Source organism: Pseudoduganella rivuli (genome assembly GCF_009674485.1).
GTDB lineage: Bacteria > Pseudomonadota > Gammaproteobacteria > Burkholderiales > Burkholderiaceae_D > Rugamonas > Rugamonas rivuli_B.
The window spans coordinates 60727-85159 of sequence record NZ_WKJJ01000028.1 but is presented as its reverse complement, the minus strand read 5'-3'; the positions used below and the strand labels follow the sequence as shown (position 1 = coordinate 85159).

Annotated in this window: 21 protein-coding genes; 12 read left to right on the top strand and 9 right to left on the bottom strand. The window is 65.2% G+C overall.

What is annotated here, in order from left to right; all coding sequences use genetic code 11:
- Positions 1–4: 4 nt before the first annotated feature.
- The gene (locus GJ700_RS31245) at positions 5–610 is read left to right on the top strand and encodes a hypothetical protein (RefSeq protein ID WP_154381457.1); all 606 of its coding nucleotides are present in this window, start codon (positions 5–7) and stop codon (positions 608–610) included.
- A gap of 40 nt (positions 611–650) precedes the next feature.
- On the opposite strand, the gene GJ700_RS31240 is transcribed toward GJ700_RS31245, so the two are convergent.
- The 3 genes from GJ700_RS31240 to GJ700_RS31230 all read right to left on the bottom strand — a co-directional run bounded on the left by GJ700_RS31240 (position 651) and on the right by GJ700_RS31230 (position 3944).
- Positions 651–1790 carry a porin gene (locus GJ700_RS31240; protein WP_154381455.1) on the bottom strand — a complete coding sequence of 380 codons (1140 nt, stop codon included), beginning with the start codon at positions 1788–1790 and terminating at the stop codon, positions 651–653.
- Between the two features lie 178 nt (positions 1791–1968).
- Positions 1969–3315 (bottom strand): amino acid permease, encoded by a 1347-nt coding sequence (locus tag GJ700_RS31235; protein WP_154381453.1) that lies wholly within the window; start codon positions 3313–3315, stop codon positions 1969–1971.
- 119 nt (positions 3316–3434) lie between these two features.
- Positions 3435–3944 (bottom strand): hemerythrin domain-containing protein, encoded by a 510-nt coding sequence (locus GJ700_RS31230; RefSeq protein ID WP_154381451.1) that lies wholly within the window; start codon positions 3942–3944, stop codon positions 3435–3437.
- 179 nt (positions 3945–4123) lie between these two features.
- Here GJ700_RS31230 and GJ700_RS31225 point away from each other — a divergent pair, with 179 nt between their 5' ends.
- The 7 genes from GJ700_RS31225 (at position 4124) to GJ700_RS31195 (ending at position 12109) form a co-directional block, all read left to right on the top strand.
- Entirely contained in the window at positions 4124–4495 is a 372-nt protein-coding gene (locus GJ700_RS31225) for a BlaI/MecI/CopY family transcriptional regulator (protein WP_154381449.1), read from the top strand.
- Between the two features lie 2 nt (positions 4496–4497).
- Positions 4498–6015, top strand: coding sequence for a M23/M56 family metallopeptidase (locus GJ700_RS31220; protein ID WP_154381447.1), 1518 nt, complete (start codon positions 4498–4500; stop codon positions 6013–6015).
- Between the two features lie 100 nt (positions 6016–6115).
- Complete coding sequence (locus GJ700_RS31215) at positions 6116–8209, top strand: TonB-dependent receptor plug domain-containing protein (RefSeq protein WP_195764067.1); 2094 nt, start codon at positions 6116–6118, stop codon at positions 8207–8209.
- A 103-nt stretch (positions 8210–8312) separates the two neighbouring features.
- Positions 8313–9590, top strand: a complete 1278-nt coding sequence (locus tag GJ700_RS31210) for a glycerate kinase type-2 family protein (RefSeq protein ID WP_154381443.1) — start codon at positions 8313–8315, stop codon at positions 9588–9590.
- 136 nt (positions 9591–9726) lie between these two features.
- Complete coding sequence (locus GJ700_RS31205; protein ID WP_154381441.1) at positions 9727–10296, top strand: transcriptional regulator; 570 nt, start codon at positions 9727–9729, stop codon at positions 10294–10296.
- A complete protein-coding gene (locus tag GJ700_RS35765) occupies positions 10293–11360 on the top strand; it encodes a sensor histidine kinase (RefSeq protein ID WP_154381439.1) in 1068 nt (355 codons plus the stop codon). Before GJ700_RS31205 ends, GJ700_RS35765 begins: the two co-directional genes overlap by 4 nt.
- Positions 11357–12109, top strand: a complete 753-nt coding sequence (locus GJ700_RS31195) for a LytR/AlgR family response regulator transcription factor (RefSeq protein WP_229507345.1) — start codon at positions 11357–11359, stop codon at positions 12107–12109. The genes GJ700_RS35765 and GJ700_RS31195 overlap by 4 nt, the downstream gene beginning before the upstream one ends.
- On the opposite strand, the gene GJ700_RS31190 is transcribed toward GJ700_RS31195, so the two are convergent.
- Positions 12065–13393 (bottom strand): ATP-binding protein, encoded by a 1329-nt coding sequence (locus GJ700_RS31190; protein ID WP_371868215.1) that lies wholly within the window; start codon positions 13391–13393, stop codon positions 12065–12067. The two genes, GJ700_RS31195 and GJ700_RS31190, sit on opposite strands and share 45 nt — an antisense overlap.
- Positions 13390–14130, bottom strand: a complete 741-nt coding sequence (locus GJ700_RS31185; RefSeq protein WP_154381437.1) for a response regulator — start codon at positions 14128–14130, stop codon at positions 13390–13392. The genes GJ700_RS31190 and GJ700_RS31185 overlap by 4 nt, the downstream gene beginning before the upstream one ends.
- A gap of 174 nt (positions 14131–14304) precedes the next feature.
- On the opposite strand from GJ700_RS31185, the gene GJ700_RS31180 reads away from it, so the two are divergent.
- On the top strand, positions 14305–15021 hold the full coding sequence (locus GJ700_RS31180) for a cytochrome c biogenesis CcdA family protein (protein WP_154381435.1): 717 nt from the start codon (positions 14305–14307) through the stop codon (positions 15019–15021).
- A gap of 2 nt (positions 15022–15023) precedes the next feature.
- Complete coding sequence (locus tag GJ700_RS31175; protein ID WP_154381433.1) at positions 15024–15554, top strand: thioredoxin family protein; 531 nt, start codon at positions 15024–15026, stop codon at positions 15552–15554.
- A gap of 6 nt (positions 15555–15560) precedes the next feature.
- Here the strand turns inward: GJ700_RS31175 and GJ700_RS31170 are convergent, their stop codons facing one another.
- From GJ700_RS31170 to GJ700_RS31155, 4 genes are all read right to left on the bottom strand, one after another.
- Entirely contained in the window at positions 15561–16061 is a 501-nt protein-coding gene (locus tag GJ700_RS31170) for a hypothetical protein (RefSeq protein WP_154381431.1), read from the bottom strand.
- Between the two features lie 168 nt (positions 16062–16229).
- A complete protein-coding gene (locus tag GJ700_RS31165; RefSeq protein WP_154381429.1) occupies positions 16230–16658 on the bottom strand; it encodes an NUDIX domain-containing protein in 429 nt (142 codons plus the stop codon).
- Positions 16659–16663: 5 nt separating this feature from the next.
- Complete coding sequence (locus GJ700_RS31160) at positions 16664–17143, bottom strand: cyanophycin metabolism-associated DUF1854 family protein (protein ID WP_154381427.1); 480 nt, start codon at positions 17141–17143, stop codon at positions 16664–16666.
- Between the two features lie 18 nt (positions 17144–17161).
- Positions 17162–19444, bottom strand: coding sequence for a cyanophycin metabolism-associated ABC transporter (locus tag GJ700_RS31155; RefSeq protein WP_154381425.1), 2283 nt, complete (start codon positions 19442–19444; stop codon positions 17162–17164).
- Positions 19445–19658: 214 nt separating this feature from the next.
- Between GJ700_RS31155 and GJ700_RS31150 the strand changes: the two genes are divergently transcribed.
- Positions 19659–21824 carry a cyanophycin synthetase gene (locus GJ700_RS31150; RefSeq protein WP_154381423.1) on the top strand — a complete coding sequence of 722 codons (2166 nt, stop codon included), beginning with the start codon at positions 19659–19661 and terminating at the stop codon, positions 21822–21824.
- 27 nt (positions 21825–21851) lie between these two features.
- Positions 21852–24431, top strand: coding sequence for a cyanophycin synthetase (gene cphA, locus GJ700_RS31145; RefSeq protein ID WP_154381421.1), 2580 nt, complete (start codon positions 21852–21854; stop codon positions 24429–24431).
- Positions 24432–24433: the final 2 nt, after the last annotated feature.

The window sequence follows — 24433 nt, the reverse complement described above, 5'->3', positions numbered from 1 at the left end:
CACGATGCCGAAGAAATCCGCCCCAGTTTTGCTGGCCGCCATGCTGGCCGCACCCGCCCTGTATGCCGCCGATAGCCCCCATGCCATCCAGGGCATCCGCGTCGGCGACAACAAGTACAAGGTCATCAGCATTTCCAACATGAAGTGTGCGGATGCGCGCAAGCAGACCTTGCCGTATGAACCGCGCAGTGAAGTCGATGCGCTGGTGTGCACGTGGCAGTCGTCCGGCAAGGCGTACATCGTGCTCAACACCATTGCACCGGAAAGCCTGGCCGTGAAGTTCTACGCGCCGGCCGTGCGTGTCGGCGAAATCACCGCCAGTTACGCGCCGGGCGTAACGTACGACCAGTTGCGCAACGAATTCAACGCCAAGCCGTTTTCCGAAGTCAGACCCGGCAAGGGGCAGTTTGGCGAAGCCTACTGGATCGACGGCGAATTGCTGACACGGCTCGCGTGCAGCAAGACCGGGTGCGGCGTCACGTCGGGCAGCAATTACGCGAAAGCCAAATTGATGACGGACGAGCGGCTCAAGGTCGAGAAGGCGGCGAAGGCCGCGAAGGCGGCTGCCGAAGAAAAAGCTGTCGCCGGCACAAAGGCAACGGCGAAATAATCGCGTTACGGGAAGCCGTACCGGCGGCCGTGCATGGCCGTCAAAAACTGTGCTGCATGCCGATGGCGGCCGTGCGCCGCGTATCGGCGCCGTCGGGCGCGTAGGCGGCCTGCGATACTGCGCTGGAACCCCAGTAGCCGCGCCAGCCGCCGGTCCAGTGGTTCCAGTCGATGCTGAAGATCAGTGCGGTGCGGCGCGACAGGTCGTACGACAGCACCGCGTAGGCGGCGCGCTGCGTGCCGCCCTCGCGCGCGGAAAACAGCGTGGCGTCGGGGCTGCGCGCATAAAACACGGCGCTGCGCAGCCGCCATAGCGGCGAGATCGCGGCCAGCGGCAAGGTCAGTCCCAGCAGCGCGAAGCGGACTTCGTGGTTGGCGGGGGCGGGGATGCCGGCAAAGCTGAAATCCATGTTGAACAGCGCCTGGCCGGCCGTGCCGGCCACGAAACCCTTGTCGCGCCGGGCCGCCAGCACAGCCGCGTGGAGCAGCGTGCCGTCCGGTGCGAAGTCCGGCGCCTGCCAGGCGATACCGGCCGTGCAGGCGCTGGCCCGCAAGCCATTGCCGTCGTGGGCCACCTGGCAGGCAGCCATCGCCACGCGCGGCGCGTCCATGTAGCCGGCCGTCACAGCCGTCAAATCTCCCCGGTTGCCGGCGCGCTCGCCCATCGACACCATGGCCCCCGCAAACCAGGGACCGGTTTCATAGCGGTAGCGCACGGCATTGTCGAAGCGGGCGCCGGTCCAGATGCCGGGCCAGACGGTTTCCACCTGGCCCGCGCCTTTCAGCGGATCGACGCGCACCAGCGTTTCCACGGCGCCGCCGATGATTTGCAGCCGTCCCGCATCGATTTTTCCCCAGTGGCCATCGAGGCCCAGCGAGGCTTCGCGCCCGAACAGGCCGCCATGGCGCACGGCGCCCGTGTCGGGAAAGAAGCCGGTGTCCAGCCGGAAGCGCACCTGCATGCCGTCGCCCAGCGCTTCCTGGCCACGGAAGCTGATGAACATGGGCGACATGTTGGTCGGCGTCATTTCCAACTTGCCACGCCCGGCCGGGTCGGTATGGGTGGAACCGCGGATGGCGGCGGCGATGCCGCCCTGCATACTGAGCTGGGCGTGGCTGCTGGCGGCGCACAGCATCAGCGCGGTGCAGGCAACCGGTGAGCGGAGCAGGGTGGATTTCATGGCGCATGAAAAGTTGTCCGGCGTCACACCACTGTAGCACCTGGCTAATGCTGCTCATATGCAAGTCTCGGCACCGCGGGCGGTTTTTCGAGGATCAGTGCGCGCTGGCAACGTTATGTATTGCCGTATATACCGAATTGCCGGCCGTGAATCGCGGCCGGCAAGGCGGGCAGTCCGTTCATCCCCTGGCGGGACGCAGCTTGTAGCCGACGCCCAGCACGGCCAGCCAGGCAGGGATCAGGTAGACGGAAATGCGCAAATCCGGCGTCAGGTACATGATGACGAGGATCGCCGCCAGGAAGGCCAGGCACAGGTAATTGGTCAGCGGGTAGCCCAGGCTGCGGAAGGCTGTCACCTGGCCGGCCGCGGCTTTTTGCTGGCGGAAGCGCAGGTGGATCCAGCTGATCATGCCCCAGTTGATGATCAGCGCGGATACGACCAGGCCCATCAGCAGGCCGAACGCTTCGCCGGGCAGGAAGTAATTGACCACCACGCAAATGCCGGTCGACGCGGCCGACACGCCCAGCGCCGCCAGCGGCACGCCGCGGTGGTTGACTTTCAACAGCGCGCGCGGCGCGTTGCCTTGCCTGGCCAGGCCGAACAGCATGCGGCTGTTGCAATAGACGCCGCTGTTATACACGGACAGCGCCGCCGTCAGCACCACGATATTGAGCAGGTTGGCCACGATGTCGGCATTGAGTGCATGGAAGATCAGCACGAACGGGCTGCCGCCGGTGACGACTTTCTGCCATGGATACAAGGACAGCAGCACGCCCAGCGCGCCCACATAAAAAATCAGGATGCGGTAAATGGCCTGGTTGGTGGCTTTCGGGATCGTCACGGAGGGATTGTCCGCTTCCGCCGCCGTGATGCCGACCAGTTCCAGTCCGCCAAACGAAAACATGATGACGGCCATGGCCATGACCAGGCCGGACACGCCGTTCGGGAAAAAGCCGCCGTGCTGCCACAGGTTGGCCACCGACGCTTCCGGGCCGGCCGTTCCGGACGCCAACAGGTAGCCGCCATAGCCGATCATGCCGACAATGGCCACCACCTTGATGATGGCAAACCAGAATTCCATTTCACCGAACGCTTTCACGTTCAGCAGACTGATGGAATTGATGATGACAAAGAAGGCCAGCGCCGACGCCCACGTCGGCACGCCGGGCCACCAGTACTGGACATAGATGCCGACCGCCGTCAGTTCCGCCATCGACACCAGGATGTACAGCACCCAGTAATTCCATCCCGACATGAAACCGGCCAGGTTGCCGCAATATTTGTCGGCAAAGTACGAGAACGAACCGGCCACCGGCTCATCGACCACCATTTCGCCCAATTGGCGCATGATGAGGAAGGCAATCGCACCCGCCACCGCGTAACCCAGCAGCACGGACGGACCGGCCATCTTGATGGTTTGCGCAATGCCGAGGAACAGCCCGGTGCCGATCGCGCCGCCCAGTGCGATCAGCTGGATATGCCGGGTTTTCAAACCCCGTTTCAATTCATGATTCCCGTCCTGCATCTTCAGTGTTTCCTATCGTTGTCTGTCATTGGTTATTGTTGGTATTGGGCGGTGCCAGCGCCGTGATAATAAAAGAAAAAGCCCACCGGCGGTGGGCTTAGTTGACAGGAATGCAGCGGTCAGCGGGCGGGATCGGGAATCTGTTGTTTGCGCTCCTCCATTTGCCGCCCCAGTGCCACCAGGTCCAGCCTGGATTTACGCACTTTCGGGAACAACTGCTCTTCCTCTTCCTGCACGTGGTGGTCGATCTGTTCGGACAACACGGTGACCTTGGCGTCATACAGGTCGTCGCCCGCATCCATCGACAGCAACTGGGCAATCAATTGTTTGGCGGACGCGTGTTCGACGACGGCTTCATCGATGTCGTCTTCGAATTCCTTGCCCAGCGAACGCACCGCCGGGTAAAACAATTCTTCCTCGACCATCGTGTGCTTGGTCAGTTCGTTGCAGATTTCATCGACCAGCTTCTTTTTACTGACCATGGCGCGGTCGCCCAGGCCGTCGAATTGTTCGAACAAATCCTTCACGTGTTCATGGTCTTCCATCAGCACGGTGATGGCGTCGGTCGGTTGCGGTTCGGTGGCAAGGGCTTTCGGAATGGCTTTATTCTTGCCGGTTTGGGTACGCATGTTGGACTCCTCGGTGGTTGGACGGTGCAGGCATTCAGTTTGGCGGCAGCGGCCGCCGGACTCGGTGCGCCATCTAACGCACTGGCTGTCTTGCTGCGTGCGACAGTTGTCGCATATTCTTATTGCGGGTGTGCGACACGTGTCGTATCATGGCGTCTATCGTCGCAACAGGAGGTTCCATGACACCGTCCGTTACAGAATTGAGTTTATTGAAGTGCCTGTGGAAACAGCAGCCGCTGAGCGCCCGTGAAATCCACGAACGCGTCGAAGAGGAATTGGGCTGGTCGTATTCGTCGACCCGCAAGACCCTGGAGCGCATGCTGGAAAAAGGCATGGTCGCGCAGCAAACGCTGCATGGCGTGCAGGTGTATACGGCCGCGCTGGACAAGGTCGGCACGCTGGCGGCGTTTGCCCATGATTTCGGCAAGCGCGTGATGGAAATGGATGCGCCGTTGCCCGTCAATATGTTCACGGGCAGCAAGCTGGTGGACCAGCGGGAACTGGCGGAACTGGAGCAACTGTTGCAGGACTGGCCTGCGGACAAGGCGTGACCATGTATACGTTCATCGATACGCTGATGCCGTTCGCGCTGGCCTTCCTGCAAGCCAGCCTGACCTGCGTGGCAGCGGCGGCGGTATTGGCGGGCGTGCTGGCGCTGGTGCGGCTCCGCTGGCCCGGCGTGGCGTCGCAGCGCCTCGTGTGGCTGCTGGCTTTGGCGACGGTGGCCGGCGCTTTCGTACTGGCGCTATGGCCGGCCCCGGCCGGGCTGCGCATGCTGCCGTCGATAGAAATTGCGCGCCCGGCGGCCGTGGTGGCCGATACGCTGCCGGATGCCGTGGTTTTCGGCGCGGACGACGGCGGACTGACGCTGGACGCCGTGCCCGCGCCGGGCTGGCTGCTGGCGCTGTCCGCCGTATGGCTGCTGTGCTATGGGACCGGCCTGGGACTGGCGCTGCTGCGCTGGTCGCGTGCGCATGCGGCTTTGCAGGGTTTGCTGGCCACCGCCATGCCGCTCGATGCGCGCGCATTGGCCAGCCATCCGGGCTTCCGGGAGGCCGCAGGCCCTGCGCCTGCCGTGCTGGAGTCGGCCGCGCCGGTGTCTCCCATGCTGGCAGGGCTGGTGCGCCCGGTATTGCTGTTACCGCGCCATTTGCGCACGTTCGATCCGGGCCAGCAGCAACTGATCGTGGCGCACGAACTGGCGCACTGGCAGCGGCGCGACCACTGGTGGCTGCACGCGAGCCTGCTGCTGCAAACCGTGTTCTGGTTTAACCCGGCGCTGAAGGCGCTGGCCGCTGGCTTGTCCCATGCGCAGGAACTGGGGTGCGACCGTCAGGTGCTGGCGTGCCGCCCGGTTGCCGTCCGGCGCGACTATGCGGCCGCGCTGGTGGCGCAACTGAAAGTGCAGCAGGGCGCCACCATGGCCCTGTCCGCACCGTTCGGTGGCGCAGGCGCCGCCGCACTGGCCGAGCGCATCGGGCAATTGCGGCTGCCGGACCTGGGTGGGGCGACCCGGCTGGCAAGCGCGGGCAAGGCCGCGCTGGTGCTGTGCTGCGCGGCGGTGATCGGCGCGGCCCTGCTGTTGCAGCCGGCGTTTGCGTGGCGGGCGCCGGCGCTGTCGGTGGCGGCCGGCACGGCGGCGGCAAGCACGCTGCCCGTATGGCAGGCGCCGCTGTCCCGGATCAAAGTCAACAGCCCGTATGGCGAGCGCCCGGGCAAGCCGACGCCGCAAGCCAGCCCGTTCCACCGTGGCGTGGACTTGTCGGCCCGGCGCGGCACGCCATTGCTGGCGCCGGCCGACGGCATCGTGTCGGAATCCACCGACCTGTACCAGGGGCAGGCCAAGTTCGGCAAGGTCATCGTGATCGACCATGGCGGCGGCTTGCGCTCGATGTATGCGCACCTGGATCAGCGCACCGTCAGCGCGGGCGACGCCGTCACCGCCGGTCAGGCCATCGGCAAGACCGGCAACACCGGCAAGACCACCGGACCGCACCTGCATGTTGAAGTGTCGCAGGATGGCCGCCACATCGATCCGCAGCGGCTGATCGCCGCGCTGCGCGCTCCCTGACTTTCCGGCCCCGGCCTATGCCGGGGCAAACAATCCCAACACAGTGCCAGCCATGCCCGTCCGGGCAGGCCGCCGCACGCCTGATCAAACAAGGACCTCCATGCAATACCGTGCCATGGCGGCGGTGATACTGCTCGCCTTTAACTTTCCCACCGTTGCGCAAGAGGTGCAGCGCATCGAAGTCACCGGTTCCCACGAAGCCCGGCGGCGCGACGATACGGCCGGCGCCAGCATGGTCAGCCGCGAAGAATTGCTGCGCCACGGCGACCGCTCGCTGGCCGATGCGCTGCGCCGGGTGCCTGGCATTACCGTTGCCGACGGCGGCGGCAAGGGCAGCGAGATCCGCATGCGCGGGCTGGGCAAGGGTTATACCAGTGTGTTGCTGAATGGCGCGCCGCTGCCGGCCGGCTTTTCCATCGATGCACTGACGCCGGCCATGATCGAACGGGTGGAAATCATCCGCACGGCATCGGCCGAACTGGCCGCGCAGGGCATCGCCGGCACCGTCAATATCATCTTGCGCAAGCAGGGCGGGCGCGTGCGCAACGATGTCCGGATCGGCGCGGACCGCGTGCATGGCGTCGTGGCGCCGTCCGGCAGCTGGCAATGGGCCGGATCGGAAGAGGGCGTCGACTGGTCGCTGAACGGCGCCATGACGCGCACGGCGCAGCGCGAGGCCGGCGCGGCGGACGATGCCGCAACGGACGAGGCCGGCATGCCGCGCCTGCAGCGGCACGAGTCGACCTTGGCGGACAACCGCACCCGCTCCACCAGCCTCGCGCCGCGCATCACGTGGAAGCGTCCCGGTGGCAGCGTGGCATGGCAGGGCTTTGTCAACCTGGCCCGGCGCACCAACGGCTACCGCGCCGACGAAACCACGGTGCTGGGAACGCCCACCGATTATCCGTCCAGCGGCAGCTGGCTCGATATCCACGGCGTGATGCTGCGCAGCGACACCACGTGGCAGCAGGAGCTGGCCGAAGGGGTGAAGGGGCAGCTGCGCATCGCGTTGCAGCACTACCCGCGCCGCAGCGACTTCGCTTTTTATCCGAGCCGGGACGGCATGCCGCAGGCCGATGTGCGGCGCGTCCGCTCGGATATCCGTGAAAGCACGTTGACGGCCGGCGGCAAGGTGGAAGTGACGGCCGCGCCCGGGCACAGCGTAACGGCGGGCTGGGATGGCGAAACCGTGGTGCGGTCGCAAACGCGGGGCGAAACCGATTTTGCGGCGGGCACCGTCACGGATGACCGCTACCGGGGCCATATCGGCCGCGTGGCCGTGTTCGCGCAGGATGACTGGACGATATCGGATGGGTTGTCGCTGTCGGCCGGGCTGCGGTGGGAAGCGCTGCGTACCGCCGTCACCCCGCGTGGTGGCGTGCCCGTGGTACAGCGCTCCGCCATGGCGAGCCCCTTGCTGCAAAGCCTGTATCAATGGTCAGCCACGCGGCGTGTACGCGCCGGCCTGTCGCGCACGTACAAGTCGCCCGCCATGCTGGACCTGATTCCGCGCCGTTACACGATCGATAACGGCAACAGCCAGACCAATCCCGATACCCAGGGTAACCCCCGCCTGCGGCCGGAACTGGCCTGGGGACTGGACGTGGCGGTGGAACAGGATGTCGGCGGCGACGGCATGGCGTCGGCCAGCGTATACCGGCGCCGTATCGGCCAGGTCAACGTGCCGCTGCTGTTCGAGGACGGTGGGCGCTGGGTGCGCTCGCCCGCTAACCAAGGACGCGCCGATGCCTGGGGCGCGGCGCTGGAATTCAAGGCTGCGCTGTCGCCGCAATGGACGGTGCGCGCCAACGGGGCGGTTGACCGGTCGCGGGTCGCGGCCGTGCCGGGGCCGGACAACCGGCTGGTGCGCCAGACGCCCCGCAGCGCCGGCGCGGGCATCGATTACCGCTATTCGGATGCGGTAACACTGGGCGCGGACCTGGCGTGGCAGGATGGTGGCTGGGCGCGTGAATCCGCTCTGTACGCGGTCGAGACGGCGTCCGTGCGCAAGCTCGATGCCTATGCCGCGTGGCGGCTCGATGCCGATACGCGGCTGAAAATCAGCGGCGCCAACCTGCTGCACCGGGATGCGCTGTCGGGCGCCGCGTACCGCGACGGCGCCGGCGCCCGGCTGCTGTCGGAGCGCACGCGGGGCAGCGCCACCTTGCGTTTCAGCCTGGAACGGCGCTGGTAGTTTATGCCTGCGCCGTATATGAGCGTTATTCGTATGCGCATATCTGTGCAGGGGAAAGCATGCGATGATCTGGCATCGCCATCCCGGTAACAAGGAGACAAGAATGACTACAACCGATCCTCAGTCCAAGCCACGTGCGCTCTTGCGCCGCATGTTCGACGCCGCTGTCGCCGCTGCGCAGCCGTCGCTGTGCCTCCCGCCGCACCTGCCGGCCCCGCCAAAGGGCCGTACGCTGGTGATCGGCGCCGGCAAGGCGTCCGCCGAGATGGCGCGCGTGGTCGAGCAGCACTGGAAGGGCGACCTGACTGGGCTGGTCGTGACGCGCTACGATTACGGCGTCCCGTGCGAGCGCATTGAAATCGTCGAAGCTGCGCACCCGGTGCCGGACCAGGCCGGCCTCGATGCGGCCGAGCGCATGCTGAAACTGGTGGCGGGCCTGACCGCCGACGACCTGGTGATTTGCCTGATTTCCGGCGGCGGCTCGTCGCTGCTGCCGTTACCGGGCGAAGGCCTGGACCTGGCCACCAAGCAGGACATCAACCGCGCGCTGCTGAAAAGCGGCGCCACGATTTCCGAGATGAATTGCGTGCGCCGCCACCTGTCCGCCATCAAGGGCGGCCGCCTGGCCGCCGCCTGCCACCCGGCCAAGGTGGTGACCCTGCTGATTTCCGACGTGCCGGGCGACGATCCTGCCGATATCGCGTCGGGCCCGACCTGCGCCGACGTCACGACCTGCGCCGATGCGCTGGCGATCCTGCGCCGTTATGAAATCGCCGTACCGGAAGGCGTGCTGCACCTGTTGGAAAGCGGCCGTGGCGAAACCGTCAAGCCGGGCGACCCGCGCCTGGAAGGCAACGATATCCGCATGATCACGGCGCCGCAAATCGCGCTGGAAGCGGCCGCCGCCGTGGCGCGCGACGCCGGCGTGGCCGTACACATCCTGGGCGATTCGATCGAAGGCGAAGCGCGCGACGTCGGCATCGTCCACGCGGGCATCGCACGCCAGGTGGCGCTGCGCGGCCAGCCGTTCGCCACGCCGTGCGTGCTGCTGTCCGGCGGCGAAACCACGGTGACGGTGCGCGGCAACGGCCGTGGCGGCCGTAACGTGGAATTCCTGCTGTCCCTCGCAGTTTCGCTGAACGGCCACAAGGGCATTCACGCGATTGCCTGCGACACGGACGGCGTCGACGGCCTGGAGGAAATCGCCGGGGGCATCATGGCGCCCGATACGCTGGCCCGCGCCTGGGACAAGGGCATCAAGGCCCGCGACAGCCTGGCCAACAACGATGGCCACGGCTTCTTCCAGGCGCTGGGCGATTCCGTCATTTGCGGCCCGACCCTGACCAACGTGAACGACTTCCGCGCGATCTATATCGAGTAAGCGCTGCGTCGCTTATCCGCTGCCGGCCGCGCTTATCCGCATACAGGCGCGCCGGTCGCATCCTCCCCGCAAGGCATTCCCCGTTTGGCAAAGTGGCCTGCATGACAATTTCGTCATGCCATGGGAAAATCGCCTTATGAAACCGCACTTCGTCGTTCTGGCCGCTTTGGCCGCCTCTTCCTTGCTGGCGCTGGCCCAGCCCAATACCAATCTTCCCGCACCCTGGATCACCTCGGGTGACGCCCCCGGCCAATACGAGTCGGGCCGCGATGCCGACGGCAGCCTGAGTGGTTCGCCGGGCGCCATTTACTTCCGCCATGCGCGCGGCAGTGGTGACAGCTGGGGCAGCCTGATGCAGCAATTTTCCGCCGAAGCGTACAAGGGCAAGCGTGTGCGCTTCGAAGCCGACGTGATGACGCGCGATGTGAGCGGCTGGAGCGGCTTGTGGATGCGGGTGGACAGTTCCGGCGGCTACGGCAGTGCGTTCTATAACAGCCAGGACAAGCCGATCAAGGGCACCACGGGATGGCAGCACCGCAGCGTGGTGCTGGACGTGGGCGAGGGCGGAAAAGCCATCAGCATCGGCCTGATTGGCGGCGGCACCGGGGAAACCTGGCTGCGCAACGTGAAATTCGACGTCGTCGGCAATGACGTGCCGGTCGACCGCCTGCCCGAGGCCGACATGCCGAAGGCACCCGTCCTGTGACGGGATTTGCCGCGAAACCCGCGGTGTCCGCGCCGGGTGCGGACGCGGTGCTGGAGCGCCTCGCCGGCGCCACACGGAAGCAGTCTGCTATCACCGCGCTGCAAGTGCTGGGTGTGACGGCGATTGCCTGGTGTGCCGGCCGCCTGGGGTGGCTTTGCCTGTTTGCCGCGTTCGTGGTTGTCTGCCTGTGCGGCGTGGCCAGCCTGGCGCTGGTGCGCCGGCTGGCGCGCCGCGATGGCCACGCGTCGTGGCGTTGGGCATGGCTGGCGCTGGCGTCCGGCTTGCTGGCGGGCGCCTGCGCCGGCTACGCGGTGGCGCGGGCGGCCGCCGATGCGCTGCATATCGAGACCGTCGATGGCGCCCGCCTGTTTGGCAGCCTGCTGGCCTTCGGCGCGCTGGTGCTGGCGCTGCCGCTGGCGTACGCCCAACGCCAGGCCCGCGCGCTGCACCTTCTGGCGCTGGAACAGGCGGCATTGGCGGCCGAACTGAAATCGCTGCAAGCGCAAGTCGAACCGCACTTCCTGTATAACACACTGGCCAACACCCGCTACCTGGCGCGCCACGACCCGGCGCAGGCGGTGCGCATGCTGGACCATTTGATCGGCTACCTGCGGACATCATTACCGGACTTGCGCACGCCGATGTCGACGCTGGGACGGGAATTCGAGCTGGCCGAACACTACCTGGCGCTGATGCGTATCCGGTTCGGCGAGCGGCTGTCATTCGACGCCGCCTGCCCGCCCACGTTGCAGCACTTGCCTGTGCCGCCGCTGATGCTGATATCGCTGGTGGAAAACGCGGTGCGGCACGGTGTCGAACCGCAGCCGGGCGCTGTCTCGGTGCGGCTCGGCGCCGAAGTGGCCGATGGCAAGGTGGTTGCAACCGTGGCGGACAATGGGGCGGGATTGACCGATGCGGTGCTGGGCAGCGGCGTCGGCTTGCGCAATATCCGCCAGCGGCTGTCGGCGCTGTATGGCGGCGCCGCGTCCGTGGAATTGCGTGCCTCGGGCGCCGGCTGGACCGAATCCGTGCTGTCGCTGCCATTGCAGGGAGCATTGCCATGAGCGGCGAGATGCCACGGCCACGCGTCCTGATTGCCGACGACGAGCCGCTGCTGCGGGCGGAACTGTCCGAAGCCCTGCGCAGGCTGTGGCCGGAAGCGGACATCATCGGCGAAGCCGGCGACGGGATCGAGGCGCTGCGGCTGCTGCGCGTCGACGAGCCGGACGTGGCGTTCCTCGATATCCGCATGCCGGGACTGAATGGATTGGAAGTGGCGCGGACCTGCGCCGGACGCACGCACGTGGTGTTCGTCACGGCCTATCATGAACACGCGGTGGCGGCGTTCGACGAAGGCGCCCTCGATTACGTGCTGAAACCGTTCGACGCGCTGCGACTCGACCGCTGCCTGTCGCGGGTGCGCGAACGCCTGCGCACGGTGCCCCCGGACTTGAGCCGGCTGGCGCAGCGGCTCGATGCCAGGCCCGTTGCACCATCGTGGTTGCAGGCGTCCGCCGGCAATACCATCCACTTCATCGATCTTGCCGACGTCGTCTATTTCACGGCGGAAGCCAAGTACGTGCGGGTGGTGACCGATACGCTGGAGGCCCACATCCGCACACCGCTCAGGGAATTGGCGGAGTCGCTGGAGCAGGCGGGTTTCTGGCAGGTGCACCGCGCGCACGTGGTGGCGGTCAAGCGCATCGCATCGGCGACGCGCGATGGCGATGGCGCGTTGTGGCTGTCCCTGCGAGGACACCCCGTGAAATTACCGGTGAGCCAGCGTTTTCAATTCCGGTTCAAGGGCATGTAACACCAGCCGCGCTTCCAGCCCACCACCCTCGGCATTGCGCAACAGCAGTTCGCCATCCATGGCCAGTGTCAATTGCCGCGCAATCGCCAGTCCCAGGCCCGTGCCGCCGGTTTCGCGGTTGCGCGATGCTTCCAGCCGGTGAAACGGCTGGAACACCGCCTCCAGTGCCTCCGGCGGGATGCCAGGCCCATGGTCGCGCACCGTAATGACGATGCGGCCGTCCGCTTGCAGGTTCGCCGTGATGTCGGCCGAACCGCCGAATTTCAGCGCATTGTCCGTCAGGTTGCCCAGCACCCGTTTCAGTGCCTGCGGGCGCAGCAGGCATTCGCGGCCGATGGCGCCGGTCAGCGTCACGCGCTGGCCGGCATCCGTGTAGTCGCACACGAGACTGTCCAGCAGCGCATCCGGGTCCGCGCGGCGCGGCTGTTCCTCGATGCCGTGCAAGGTGCGGGCATACGCCAGGCCTTCGCGCACCAGCGATTCCATGGCCTGTAAATCCTGCCGCAGCTTGCCTTGCTGGGATTCGTCGTCCATCAGGTCGACGCGCAGGCGCATGCGCGTGATCGGCGTCTGCAAATCGTGGGAGATGGCTGCCAGGATCTGGATGCGTTCGGCCAGGTAGCCGGCGATGCGGTCTTGCATGGCATTGAACGCGCGGGCCGCGCGCGACACTTCCGACGGGCCGTCTTCCGGCACGCGCTGCGGCTTCAAGTCGGGACCCAGTGCATCGGCCGCCTGCGCCAGCTGGTGCAGCGGACGCGTGACCAGCCGTACGGCCAGCCAGCTGCAGGCGCCCAGTACCGCCAATTGGCCCAGCATGGCCAGCGGGAACCAGGGCGATACGGGGATGCGGGGTGGCGGGCGGTAATCGATGGTCAGCGGCATGCCGTCCATCAGCTTCAAATGCACCTGGATATGTTCCGGCTCGCCCGGCACGGCGTTGGCAGCCACGTCGTAGCGCGCACCGATCCCTTCCAGCATCGACGCCGCCACGCGTGCCGACAGGACGGAGTCCGGCGGCGCCCCCTTGACGCCTTCATCGAGCATGAAGGTATAGCTGCGACGGGCCAGGCGGGGCAGCCACGCGGGACGCTCGGCGGGCGACAGTCGGTCCAGCAATGCGACGGAACTGGCCACTTCCCGTTCGATATAGCCCATCATGACATTGGTATTGGCTTCATTCCGCTCCGTCATCGTGAACCAAAACGACAAGCCCTGCGCCAGCGCCAGCCCCACGCACAGGATCAGCGCCAGCCGCGCAAACAGGCTGCGCGGCAGTATCACGGCGCCGCTCCCAGCGCCGTGACGCCGGACGAAAACACATAACCTTCGCTGCGCAAGGTCTTGATGTAGCGCGGTTCGCGCGCATCGTCGCGCAGCCGCTGGCGCAGGCGGCTGACCAGCAAGTCGATCGAACGGTCGAACTGGTCGGCGTCGCGGCCCTGGGTCAGGTTCAGCAACTGGTCGCGCGTCAGCACGCGCTGTGGATGGTCGAGGAATACGCGCAGCAGCCGGTATTCGGCGCCGCTGAGCGCCACCATGGTGCCGGCAGCGTCGAGCAGGTGGCGCGCCGTCGTGTCCAGGCGCCAGTCGCCGAAGCCCAGCATGTCGGCGCTTTCCGTGACCTGGATATTGGGCGGCAGCATGCGTGTGCGGCGCAGCACGGCGCGAATACGTGCCAGCAGTTCGCGCACGGCAAATGGCTTCGGCATGTAATCGTCGGCCCCCATTTCCAGGCCGATGATGCGGTCCACTTCTTCGCCGCGCGCCGTCAGCATCAGCACGGGTACGGTGCGGAACTTGCCGGCCCGCAGTTCGCGGCACAAGGTCAGCCCGTCTTCTCCGGGCAGCATCAAATCCAGCACGATCAAATCCGGCACGGCCGTATCGAGCGCGGCGCGCAATTGCCGGCCATTGGCCGCCAGTGTTGTGCGCATGCCGTTCTTTTCAAGGTAGGCGGCGATCAGTTCGCGGATATCGCGGTCGTCGTCGACGATCAATACGTGGTCTGTGGTTTCCATGACGGCATCTTACCCCGGGGGCGGGGGAGTTTTGTATCCCAGTGTATCTGGCTCCGTACAGATACAAAACATTGCATGGCCGGGCCGCCGCTGACACAAGCCCGATACGTGCGGACGGTGTAATGGCACCCATCGAAACCCGACTAACAACACAACTCATCGGAGGACATCACCATGCTGGACCCAAGCCCGAATTTGCTGGAACTGCCGCTGGCGCTGCTGGCGGGCGTCTTCACCGTGGCGTCGCCCTGCATCCTGCCCATCATGCCCATCGTGCTGGGCAGCGCGGTGGGGCCGCAGGGCCGCCGCCCGCTGTTTATCGTCGCCGGTTTTGTCGCCGCGTTCGCATCGTTCGCCATGCTGCTGGGCGCCGCGTCGTCGCTGGCCGGGCTGGCGCAGGACGCGCTGCGCAACCTGGCCATTGCGTCGCTGGCGCTGGCGGGCTTGCTGCGCATCTGGCCGCAGCCGTATGACTGGCTGGTCGGCAAGGCGCGCGCCGTGCTGCCGGCGCGGGACGGCGCGGCGGTCAAAGACCGCGGCGGCAACCTGGGCGGGCTGTTGCTGGGGATGTCGCTGGGCGCCGTGTGGACGCCGTGCGCCGGCCCCGTGCTGGCGGCCATCCTGGCGCTGGTGGTCAAGGCGCAGCAGCCGGGTTGGTCGGCTGCGCTCTTGACGGCCTACGCGTTGGGCGCCGGCGTGCCGATGCTGGCGATTATCTACGGCGGCCAGGCCGCCACCACCCGCGTGCGGCTGCTGTCGCGCCATGCGCCGCGCCTGCAGCAAGTGTTTGGCGCGCTGGTGGTGGCCACCGCCGTGGCGATCTATCTGCAGTACGACGTCCTGGCTTATGCCTGGGCTTCCGCTTATTTCCCCACCCTGAAAGGACTGTAATCATGACGACGTTTTATGCAAAACTGGCTGCCGCCTGTGCATTGGCCGCAACGGTCGGCTCGGCTTCCGCCGCCAGCCTGACTTTCGGCATGGCCGCCCCCGAATTCACGGGCATCGAAAAATGGCTCAACAGCGATCCGCTGACGATGCAGCAATTGAAAGGCAAGGTGGTGCTGGTCGATTTCTGGACGTATACCTGCATCAATTGCGTCAATACGCTGCCGTACGTGAAGGCGTGGCACCAGAAATACCAGCAGCAGGGCCTGGCCGTGATCGGCGTGCATACGCCGGAATTTCCCCACGAGCGCAGTACCGACAATGTGCGCATGGCGCTCAAGCGCTTCGATATCCGCTACCCGGTGGCGCAGGATAACCGGTACGCCACGTGGGATGCGTACAGCAACCGCTACTGGCCGGCGGTGTACCTGTTCGACAAGAATGGCAAGCTGGCCTACACCCATACCGGGGAGGGCGCATATGGGGAAACCGAGGCGAAAATCCAGCAATTGCTGGCCGCCCCGGCGCAGCCGTGACGGATGCTACGGCGAGCGGCGGCTGTAGCCGCCATAGGGTTCGTGCGGCGTGCTGCGGTATTTGCGTTTGCGCTGGATGGGGTGGCGCATGTACATTGCCAGGCCCAGGAACAGGGCGACACCCACGCCGGGCAAGGCTTGCCACCAGTGTTCGCTGAAAATCGGTTCGTCGTTCTGCAGGTTGTAGCGCAGGATGGCGGAATCGTTGGCGGTCAAGTCCATGTCTTCACGCTGGCGGCCGATATGGGCGCCGTGGCTGGCGACCAGCGAGGCTGGCGCTGCAAGATTGACTGCCGGCATGGCGAGGCTGGCATCCTGCTCTCCCTGCACAGGCTGCTCCAGCCAGCTGAGATTTGTCTTCGGTTGCTCCGCCGGCAAGACGCTTTCCAGCGCCACTGGCGCAAATGCTTCGGTCACGTTGAGTCCGGCGCTGGCGGGAGATGCGGCGCACAGCAGGATCACTGCCGGCAGCAGTCCCATTCGGATGGTGCGGTTTGCGGTATCCATGTCCACTCCCGTTGGAACTTGACTATCTCATCCACAGCAAGTTCCATGCCGTATATCATAAAATTGTGACAATACAGTGACTTACAGGATCCATAATATGGGAGTCGACTTGGAGTGTAAAGAAAAGCGACAATTGGTGATAATTGTTGACAGGAAAGTGTGGTTGCGTCACGACAATGGCGGCGTGGCGGACAACTGGTGGCCCCACTCCAGTACCGCGCGCACCCGCGGTCCCAGCAGGACGCGGGCCGCATCGACGTCGACCCAGCGGAACTCGTCGTGCTCGGGGTGGCCCAGTTCTTCGCTGTAGCCCAGCACCACGTCCTGCGTGGCGCTGACCGCCAGGTAATACCGTGCCACCTTGCCGTCGCCATAGGGCGCGGTTTCCGTGAACGCTTCGCCCCACGGGAACGACAAGTCCGTCAAACTGGCTTCTTCCGCAATTTCCCGCTGCGCCGTGACAAACGGCGCTTCGCCGGGCTCCACCATCCCCTTGGGGAAATCCCAGTACTGGAAACAACGCATCAGCAAGTAGTGGCGCTGGTCTCCCCAGCCATGGATCACCACGGCGCCGGCGGACAGGGATTTCTGTTTCATGATAATTACAAGAACCGGTCGAGGATTTTTTTGCTGTGCTTGTCGAGTTCGAACTGGTTGCGGATCAGGAAATGGATGCCGTGCGTGTCCGACACCAGCAGTGCATCGGTGCCGATGCGGCGGATGTCTTCTTCGCCCCGCAACACGAAATCCGTCGCGCCCCGGTTGGTTTCCACCGTCCACGTGCACGGCGTGGCAAAGCTGGTCACGGCAATGATGCGGGAGATTTCCGGCATGAATTCGCGGCTCTGCAATTCCTCGCGCACCAGCGCGGCGTTGGCGGCACTGAGTTGATCGAGGCTGTCGATCCAGCCCACTTCCTTGCCATCGGTGTTGACCAGTGAAATGCCGGACAACGGCGCCTGGATCGGGAAAGCGCGCACCGGCGACACGTTCTCGTGCAGTTCGCCGGCAGCGTCCACCAGGTTCAGCTTGCCGAAAGCGTCGCGCGACAGCGTAAATTCAGTCTTGATAAGGTCAGTCATGGCTCAGTTTTAAATGCGTCAGTCGTCGTGGCGTTTGCGGGTGGCGTCGTCGAGGTCGGTGTCGACGTTGCGGGCCTGGGCCTGGTACAGGCGGTAATACGCGCCTTCCTGGGCCATCAATTCATCGTGGCCGCCTTCTTCCACGACTTTGCCGCGGTCCAGCACCACCAGCCGGTCGGCTTTCTGCAGGGTCGACAGGCGGTGCGCAATGGCGATCGTGGTGCGGCCCGTCACCAGGTTGTCCAGCGCTTTCTGGATTTCCTTTTCGGTTTCCGAATCGACCGACGCCGTTGCCTCGTCCAGGATCAGGATCGGCGGATCGATCAGCAGCGCGCGGGCAATCGAGATGCGCTGGCGTTCGCCGCCGGACAATCCCTGGCCCCGTTCCCCGACCATCGAGTCGTAGCCCTGCGGCAGGCGCAGGATGAATTCATGGGCGTGGGCGGCGCGCGCGGCCGCGATGATCTGCTCGCGCGTGGCGTCCGGACGGCCATACGCGATGTTTTCCGCGATGGTGCCGAAGAACAGGAACGGTTCCTGCAACACCAGGCCGATATTGCGGCGGTAATCCGACACGGCCAGCGTGCGGATATCGACGCCGTCGAGCAGGATCGCGCCTTCCGACACGTCGTAGAAGCGGCAGATCAGGTTGACCAGCGTGGATTTGCCGGAACCGGAATGGCCCACCAGGCCCACCATTTCACCGGCCTTGATATTGATGTTGATGCCGCGGTTGACGGCGCGGTTGCCATAGCGGAAGCCCACTTCGCGCAGCGCGATGTGGCCCTGCACCTTGGCCAGCTTGACCGGGTTGGCCGGTTCCGGCACGGACGACACGTGGTCGAGGATGTCGAAAATGCGCTTGGCGGCCGACGCGGACTTCTGCGTGACGGACACGATGCGGCTCATGGAATCCAGGCGCCCATAGAAGCGGCTGGAATAGGTCACGAACGCGGTCAGCACGCCGACCGTGATGTGCTGTTTCGATACCTGCCAGATGCCGAACACCCAGATCACCAGCAACCCCAGTTCGGTCAGGAACGACACGGTCGGCGAGAACAGCGACCAGACCTTGTTCAACTTATCGTTGACGGCCAGGTTGTGTTTATTTGCCACGCGGAAGCGGTTGGCTTCGCGCGACTCCTGCGCAAACGCCTTCACCACGCGGATGCCGGGAATGGTGTCGGCCAGCACGTTGGTGACTTCGCCCCATACGCGGTCGATTTTTTCAAAGCCGGTGCGCAGCTTGTCCCGCACCAGGTGGATCATCCACGCGATGAACGGCAGCGGCAACAGTGAAATCGCGGCCAGCATCGGGTCGATCGACACCAGGATCACGCCCGTCATGACGATCATCAGCACGTCGGACGCAAAGTCCAGCAAGTGCAGCGACAGGAATACGCAGATGCGGTCCGACTCGGAACCGATACGCGACATCAGGTCGCCCGTGCGCTTGCCGCCGAAGTATTCCAGCGACAGTTTCAGCAAGTGCTCATACGTGTTGGTGCGCAAGTCGGCGCCGATGCGCTCGGACACCAGCGCCAGCACGTACGTCTTGCCCCAGCCCAGTATCCATGCCAGCAGCGCGGAGCCGAACAGGCCGGACATGTACAGCCACACCAGTTCCGTGTTCACCGGCGCGCCGTTCTGGTACGGGATCAGCACATTGTCCATCAGCGGCATGGTCAGGTACGGCGGAATCATGTGTGCGCCGGTCGACAGCAGCATCAGCGAAAATCCGGCCAGCAGCGGCCAGCGGTACGGCTTGGCGAAGCGCCACAGGCGGAACAGCGTCCAGGTGGACGGCGGTGTATGGACCACCTTGGTGCAGATCGGGCATTCATCCTGGTCCGGCTCCAGCGGCGCCTTGCAGGTGGGGCAGATGTGGTCGTCGTGTTGCGCCATCGGCCGGCCGGTGACGCAACTGTCGCGCAGTGCGACGAATTTTTCGGACAGGCGGATCGCCAGCAGGTTCTGGCCCAGCGTGAAACGCCAGGATGCGACGCGTTGTTGGTGATTTACTAATTCCAGGTGGCCGACACCCGCGTGGTCGTGCAATTTCAGCGTCAAATCGTGGGTGTAAGGCCAAGATTGCCATACCGTTTCCCCCGGTGCGCGTGCCATAATGCGGCGCTCGGTCAGCAGGACGAGCCCTTTGGCAAAATGTAATCTGGCGTCGAGGTCAACCTCCAGGGCGCTTAAAACGTTTTCCCCGGTGGCAAGTTGAAGTTGCACCTCTGGCCGCCATACTTCGGGTAGTTCTGTATGGCTGAGTTCAGAGGAAAGTTGTGTTGTTATCATTGTGCAACAGACTCCAGTACGGGTTTGCCACGTGGCAAGGAAGTAAAAACAGTGGGAAAATAGCATGACCGCCTACCGGTGGCCAGAGACGTTTGGAAGCTGTACGCGGCAACCATTTACGGTATTCTGTCAGCTATACATCATTTGACGTTATAAAGAAGAGGGCGGCCAGCTTTCGCGGAGTATACCCCGCGAGAGATACAAGAGCAAAAACATGACAAAGAAGAAAGACATAGAATTTCTCCGTGTAACACACCTGCGCGGACCCAATATCTGGACGTACCGCCCGGTCATCGAAGCCTGGCTGGATATCGGCGAGCTTGAAAACTTCCCCTCTGACAAAATCCCCGGTCTCTACGAGCGCCTGACGGCCATGTTGCCGCACCTGATCGAACACCGTTGCGGTGTCGGCGAACGGGGCGGCTTCCACGAACGCCTGCGCGAAGGCACGTATGCGGGCCACATCCTCGAGCACGTGGTGCTGGAATTGCAAAACCTGGCCGGCATGCGGACCGGTTTCGGCAAGACCCGCCAGACGTCCGAAGCGGGCGTCATCTACAAAATGGCTTTCCGCACCCGCCAGGAACAGGTGGGCCGCGCCGCGCTGACCGCCGGCCGCGAATTGCTGATGGCCGCCATCGAAGACCGCCCGTATGACGTGGCTGGCACGGTGGCCAAACTGACGGAACTGGTCGAGCGCCTGTGCCTGGGCCCGTCGACCAGCAATATCGTGGACGCGGCCACCGACCGCCGCATCCCGTCGATCCGCCTGACGGACGGCAACCTGGTGCAGCTGGGCCATGGCGCCCGCCAGCGCCGCATCTGGACGGCCGAAACGGACGCCACCAGCGCGATTGCCGAAGGCATCGCCAGCGACAAGGATTTGACCAAGTCGCTGCTGGCGTCGGCCGGCGTGCCGGTGCCGGAAGGTGAACTGGTCACCAGCGAAGACGCCGCGTGGGAAGCCGCCGAAGATATCGGCGTGCCGGTCGTGGTGAAACCGTATGACGGCAACCATGGCCGTGGCGTGACGCTGAACCTGGTCGACGAACAGGATGTGCGCGCGGCCTACAATTTGGCCGTGCAGCGCGGCGGCAGCCGCAACGTCATCGTCGAGCGCTTCGTGCCGGGCAATGAGCACCGCCTGCTGGTCGTGGGCAAGCGCATGATCGCCGCCGCCATGGGCGAGTCGCTGTGGGTGACGGGCGACGGCAAGCAAAGCGTGCTGGAACTGTGCAATACGCAAATCAATACCGATCCGCGCCGCGGCACCACGGAAGACAAGCCGCTGGGCCTGGTGCAGCCGGACATTTCCGGTGAAATCATCCTGGAATTGCAGCGCCAGAACATGACGCACGAATCCGTGCCGCACGCGGGCCAGCAAGTGCTGATCCAGCCGAACGGCAATGTCGCGGTCGACGTGACGGACCTGGTGCACCCGGACGTGGCGGAAATGGCGACGCTGGCTGCCCGCGTGGTGGGCCTGGATATCGCCGGCATCGACCTGGTGGCGCAGGATATCGCCAAACCGCTGGAAGCGCAGGGCGGCGCGATCATCGAAGTCAACGCCAGCCCGGGCTTGCTGGCGCACCTGAATCCGGCCGAAGGTTCGCAGCCCCGTCCTGTGGGCGCCGCCATCGTCGACCAGCTGTTCGCGCATGATGAAACCGGCCGCATTCCTGTGGTCGGCGTGGCCGGCGAACGCCATTCCGTGCTGATCGCGAAACTGACGGCATGGCTGCTGCAAGTGTCCGGCAAGATGACGGGCCTGGGCTGCGAAGAGGGTATTTACCTGAACGGCCGCAAAGTGCCGCGCGGCCCGCTGTCGGCCTGGGAATCGGGCCAGCGCCTGCTGTTGAACCGTAACGTCGAGGCGGCGGTCTTCCATAACGGCAACCGCATGATCCTGACCGAAGGCCTGGCGTACGACAAGTGCCTGGTGGGCATCGTCACCGACAGCAGCGGCCACGAAGACCTGGCTGAATTCTTTATCCGCGACGAGGACGACATGTACAGCGTGTTGCGCACGCAGGTCGACGTGGTGCTGCCGGAAGGCGCCGCCGTGCTGAACGCAAGCGATCCGCGCGTGGTGGAAATGGCCGACCTGTCGGACGGCTTCGTGATCTTCTATGGCCTGGATGAACACAGCCCGGCCATCGTCGAACACCGCCAGGATGGCGAACGCGCCGTCTTCATGCGCAACAATGGTTTTGTACTGGCGGCGGGCGCCAACGAAGTGGCGGTGCTGCCGCTGTCGTGCATGCCGGCCGGCCAGAAGGGCAACGAAGAAGCCGTGCTGGCCGCCATCGGCGCCGGCTGGGCGCTGGGCCTGGAACCCGGCCTGATTGCCGCCGCGCTGCGCACGTTCAAGGCCAACTGATAAGACACCCCCACACAGGACAAGGTAATGGAAGTTATTCGCATCCGCGCGCTGCGCGGTCCTAATCTTTGGAGTCACCATACGGCAATCGAAGCCATCGTCTCCTGCTCGACGGAAGAAGAGAACATCGATTTGCTGCCGGGCTTCGAAGTCCGCCTGCGTGCGCGTTTCGCCGGTATCGCCGCGTTGCAACCGATCGGCCACAATGATGCCGTGCCGATGGCGCACGTGCTGGAAATGACGGCGCTGGCGCTGCAAGCCGAAGCGGGCTGCCCTGTCACCTTCAGCCGCACCACGCAGACGCTGGAAAAGGGTATCTACCAGATGGTGGTGGAATACACCGAGGAAGAAGTGGGCCGCCTGGCGGTGGAACTGGCCGAACAGCTGATCAAATCCGCGCTGGACGACACGCCGTTCGACCTGGCCGACGCGCTGCACCGCCTGCGCGACCTGGACGAAGATGAGCGCCTGGGTCCGAGCACGGGCGCCATCGTGCACGCCGCCGTCGTGCGCAACATCCCGTTCAAGCGCATGACCAAGGGCAGCATGGTGATGTTCGGCTGGGGCTCGCGCCAGCGCCGCATCCAGGCCGCCGAGATGGATTCCACCGGCGCGATCGCCGAAACCATCGCGCAAGACAAGGAATTGACGAAGAAATTGCTGGACGCCGCCGGCGTGCCGGTGCCGCATGGCCGCTCCGTGGAAAGCGCGGACGACGCGTGGCAAGCCGCGTGCGAAATCGGCGCGCCGGATGTGCCTGTTGTGGTCAAGCCGAAGGATGGCAACCAGGGCAAGGGCGTGACGGTCAACGTCACGACGCGCGAGCAGATCGACAAGGCGTTCGCGGCTGCCCGCGAATTCCGTGACGACATCCTGGTCGAACGCTTCCTGCCGGGCCACGATTTCCGCCTGCTGGTGATCGGCAACAAGCTGATCGCCGCTGCGCGCCGCGATCCGCCCCATGTCGTGGGCGATGGTGTGCATTCGGTGCGCCAACTGGTGGAAACCGTCAATGCCGATCCGCGCCGCGGTTCCGGCCACGCCACGTCGCTGACGAAAATCCGTTTCGATGACATCGCGCTGGAGCGCCTGTCGCTGCAAGGCTTGAACGCGGACTCGGTGCCGCCGCACGGCCAGCGCGTCATCCTGCGCAACAACGCCAACCTGTCGACCGGCGGTTCCGCCACCGACGTGACCGATGACGTGCATCCGGAAGTGGCGGCGCGCGCGGTGGAAGCGGCGCAAATGATCGGCCTCGATATCTGCGGCGTGGACGTGGTGTGCGACAGCGTGCTGCAACCGATCGAAGCGCAGGGTGGCGGCGTGGTGGAAGTCAACGCGGCGCCCGGCCTGCGCATGCACCTGACGCCGTCGTACGGCAAGGGCCGTCCGGTCGGCGAAGCCATCATTTCCGCCATGTTCCCCGAGGGCGACGATGGCCGCATCCCGGTGGTGGCGGTGACCGGCACCAACGGCAAGACCACGACGGTCCGCCTGACGGCGCACCTGATGGCGGCGTCCGGCCTGCGCGTGGGCATGACTAATACCGACGGCGTCTACATCAATGGCCGCCGCACCGACAGCGGCGACTGTTCCGGCCCGCGCAGCGCGCGCAACGTGCTGCAGCACCCGGACGTCGACGCGGCCGTGTTCGAAACGGCGCGCGGCGGCATCCTGCGTGAAGGCCTGGCGTTCGACCGCTGCAAGGTGGCGGTGGTGACCAATATCGGCGCGGGCGACCACCTGGGCCTGAACTACATCACCACGGTGGAAGACCTGGCCGTGCTGAAGCGCGTGATCGTGCAAAACGTCGACAAGAATGGCGTCGCGGTACTGAACGCGATCGATCCGATCGTGGCCGGCATGGCGGCAACCTGCCGCGGCAAGGTGACGTTCTTCGGCGCCGACCGCGAACACCCGGTGATCGCCACCCATATCGCACAGGGCCGCCGCACCGTGTACGTCGACGATGGCTGCCTGGTGGCGGTGGAAGGCAAGCGCGAAGAGCGCATCGCGTTGCGTGACGTGCCGATCACAAAAAACGGTGCGATCGGCTTCCAGGTGGAAAACGTGATGGCGTCGGTGGCGGCAGCCTGGGGCGCCGGGATCGACTGGGCGTCGATCCGCGCGGGCCTGGCGACCTTCGACAACGACTCGGCCAATGCGCCGGGCCGTTTCAACATGTTCGACTTCCGGGGCGCGACCGTGATCGCCGATTACGGCCACAACCCGGACGCCATGCTGGCGCTGGTGCAGGCGGTCGATGCGCTGCCGGGCAAGCGCCGCTCGGTGGTGATTTCCGGCGCGGGCGACCGCCGCGACGAAGACATCCGCCAGCAGACGGAAATCCTCGGCCGCGCGTTCGACGACGTGGTGCTGTACCAGGACGCGTGCCAGCGCGGCCGTGAAGACGGCGAAGTCGTGCGCCTGCTGCGCGAAGGCTTGAACGGCGCCGCGCGCACCACCCACATCGACGAAATCAATGGCGAGTTCATCGCCATCGACACGGCGCTGGACCGCTTGCAGCCGGGCGATCTGTGCCTGGTGCTGGTGGACCAGGTGGAAGAGTCGCTGGCGCACATTGCCAAGCGGGTGGCGGTGGGCTGATT

Excerpts from the sequence above, each read along its gene's own strand:
- GJ700_RS31235 (WP_154381453.1), bottom strand. The coding sequence starts at position 3,315 with ATGCAGGACGGGAATCATGAATTGAAACGGGGTTTGAAAACCCGGCAT.
- GJ700_RS31165 (WP_154381429.1), bottom strand. The coding sequence starts at position 16,658 with ATGAAACAGAAATCCCTGTCCGCCGGCGCCGTGGTGATCCATGGCTGG.
- GJ700_RS31150 (WP_154381423.1), top strand. The coding sequence starts at position 19,659 with ATGACAAAGAAGAAAGACATAGAATTTCTCCGTGTAACACACCTGCGC.
- GJ700_RS31205 (WP_154381441.1), top strand. The coding sequence starts at position 9,727 with ATGAAACCGCACTTCGTCGTTCTGGCCGCTTTGGCCGCCTCTTCCTTG.
- GJ700_RS31170 (WP_154381431.1), bottom strand. The coding sequence starts at position 16,061 with ATGGATACCGCAAACCGCACCATCCGAATGGGACTGCTGCCGGCAGTG.
- GJ700_RS31155 (WP_154381425.1), bottom strand. The coding sequence starts at position 19,444 with ATGATAACAACACAACTTTCCTCTGAACTCAGCCATACAGAACTACCC.
- GJ700_RS31240 (WP_154381455.1), bottom strand. The coding sequence starts at position 1,790 with ATGAAATCCACCCTGCTCCGCTCACCGGTTGCCTGCACCGCGCTGATG.
- GJ700_RS31180 (WP_154381435.1), top strand. The coding sequence starts at position 14,305 with ATGCTGGACCCAAGCCCGAATTTGCTGGAACTGCCGCTGGCGCTGCTG.
- GJ700_RS31210 (WP_154381443.1), top strand. The coding sequence starts at position 8,313 with ATGACTACAACCGATCCTCAGTCCAAGCCACGTGCGCTCTTGCGCCGC.
- GJ700_RS31160 (WP_154381427.1), bottom strand. The coding sequence starts at position 17,143 with ATGACTGACCTTATCAAGACTGAATTTACGCTGTCGCGCGACGCTTTC.
- GJ700_RS31195 (WP_229507345.1), top strand. The coding sequence starts at position 11,357 with ATGAGCGGCGAGATGCCACGGCCACGCGTCCTGATTGCCGACGACGAG.
- GJ700_RS31230 (WP_154381451.1), bottom strand. The coding sequence starts at position 3,944 with ATGCGTACCCAAACCGGCAAGAATAAAGCCATTCCGAAAGCCCTTGCC.
- GJ700_RS31225 (WP_154381449.1), top strand. The coding sequence starts at position 4,124 with ATGACACCGTCCGTTACAGAATTGAGTTTATTGAAGTGCCTGTGGAAA.
- GJ700_RS31215 (WP_195764067.1), top strand. The coding sequence starts at position 6,116 with ATGCAATACCGTGCCATGGCGGCGGTGATACTGCTCGCCTTTAACTTT.
- cphA (WP_154381421.1), top strand. The coding sequence starts at position 21,852 with ATGGAAGTTATTCGCATCCGCGCGCTGCGCGGTCCTAATCTTTGGAGT.
- GJ700_RS31220 (WP_154381447.1), top strand. The coding sequence starts at position 4,498 with ATGTATACGTTCATCGATACGCTGATGCCGTTCGCGCTGGCCTTCCTG.
- GJ700_RS31245 (WP_154381457.1), top strand. The coding sequence starts at position 5 with ATGCCGAAGAAATCCGCCCCAGTTTTGCTGGCCGCCATGCTGGCCGCA.
- GJ700_RS31185 (WP_154381437.1), bottom strand. The coding sequence starts at position 14,130 with ATGGAAACCACAGACCACGTATTGATCGTCGACGACGACCGCGATATC.
- GJ700_RS31175 (WP_154381433.1), top strand. The coding sequence starts at position 15,024 with ATGACGACGTTTTATGCAAAACTGGCTGCCGCCTGTGCATTGGCCGCA.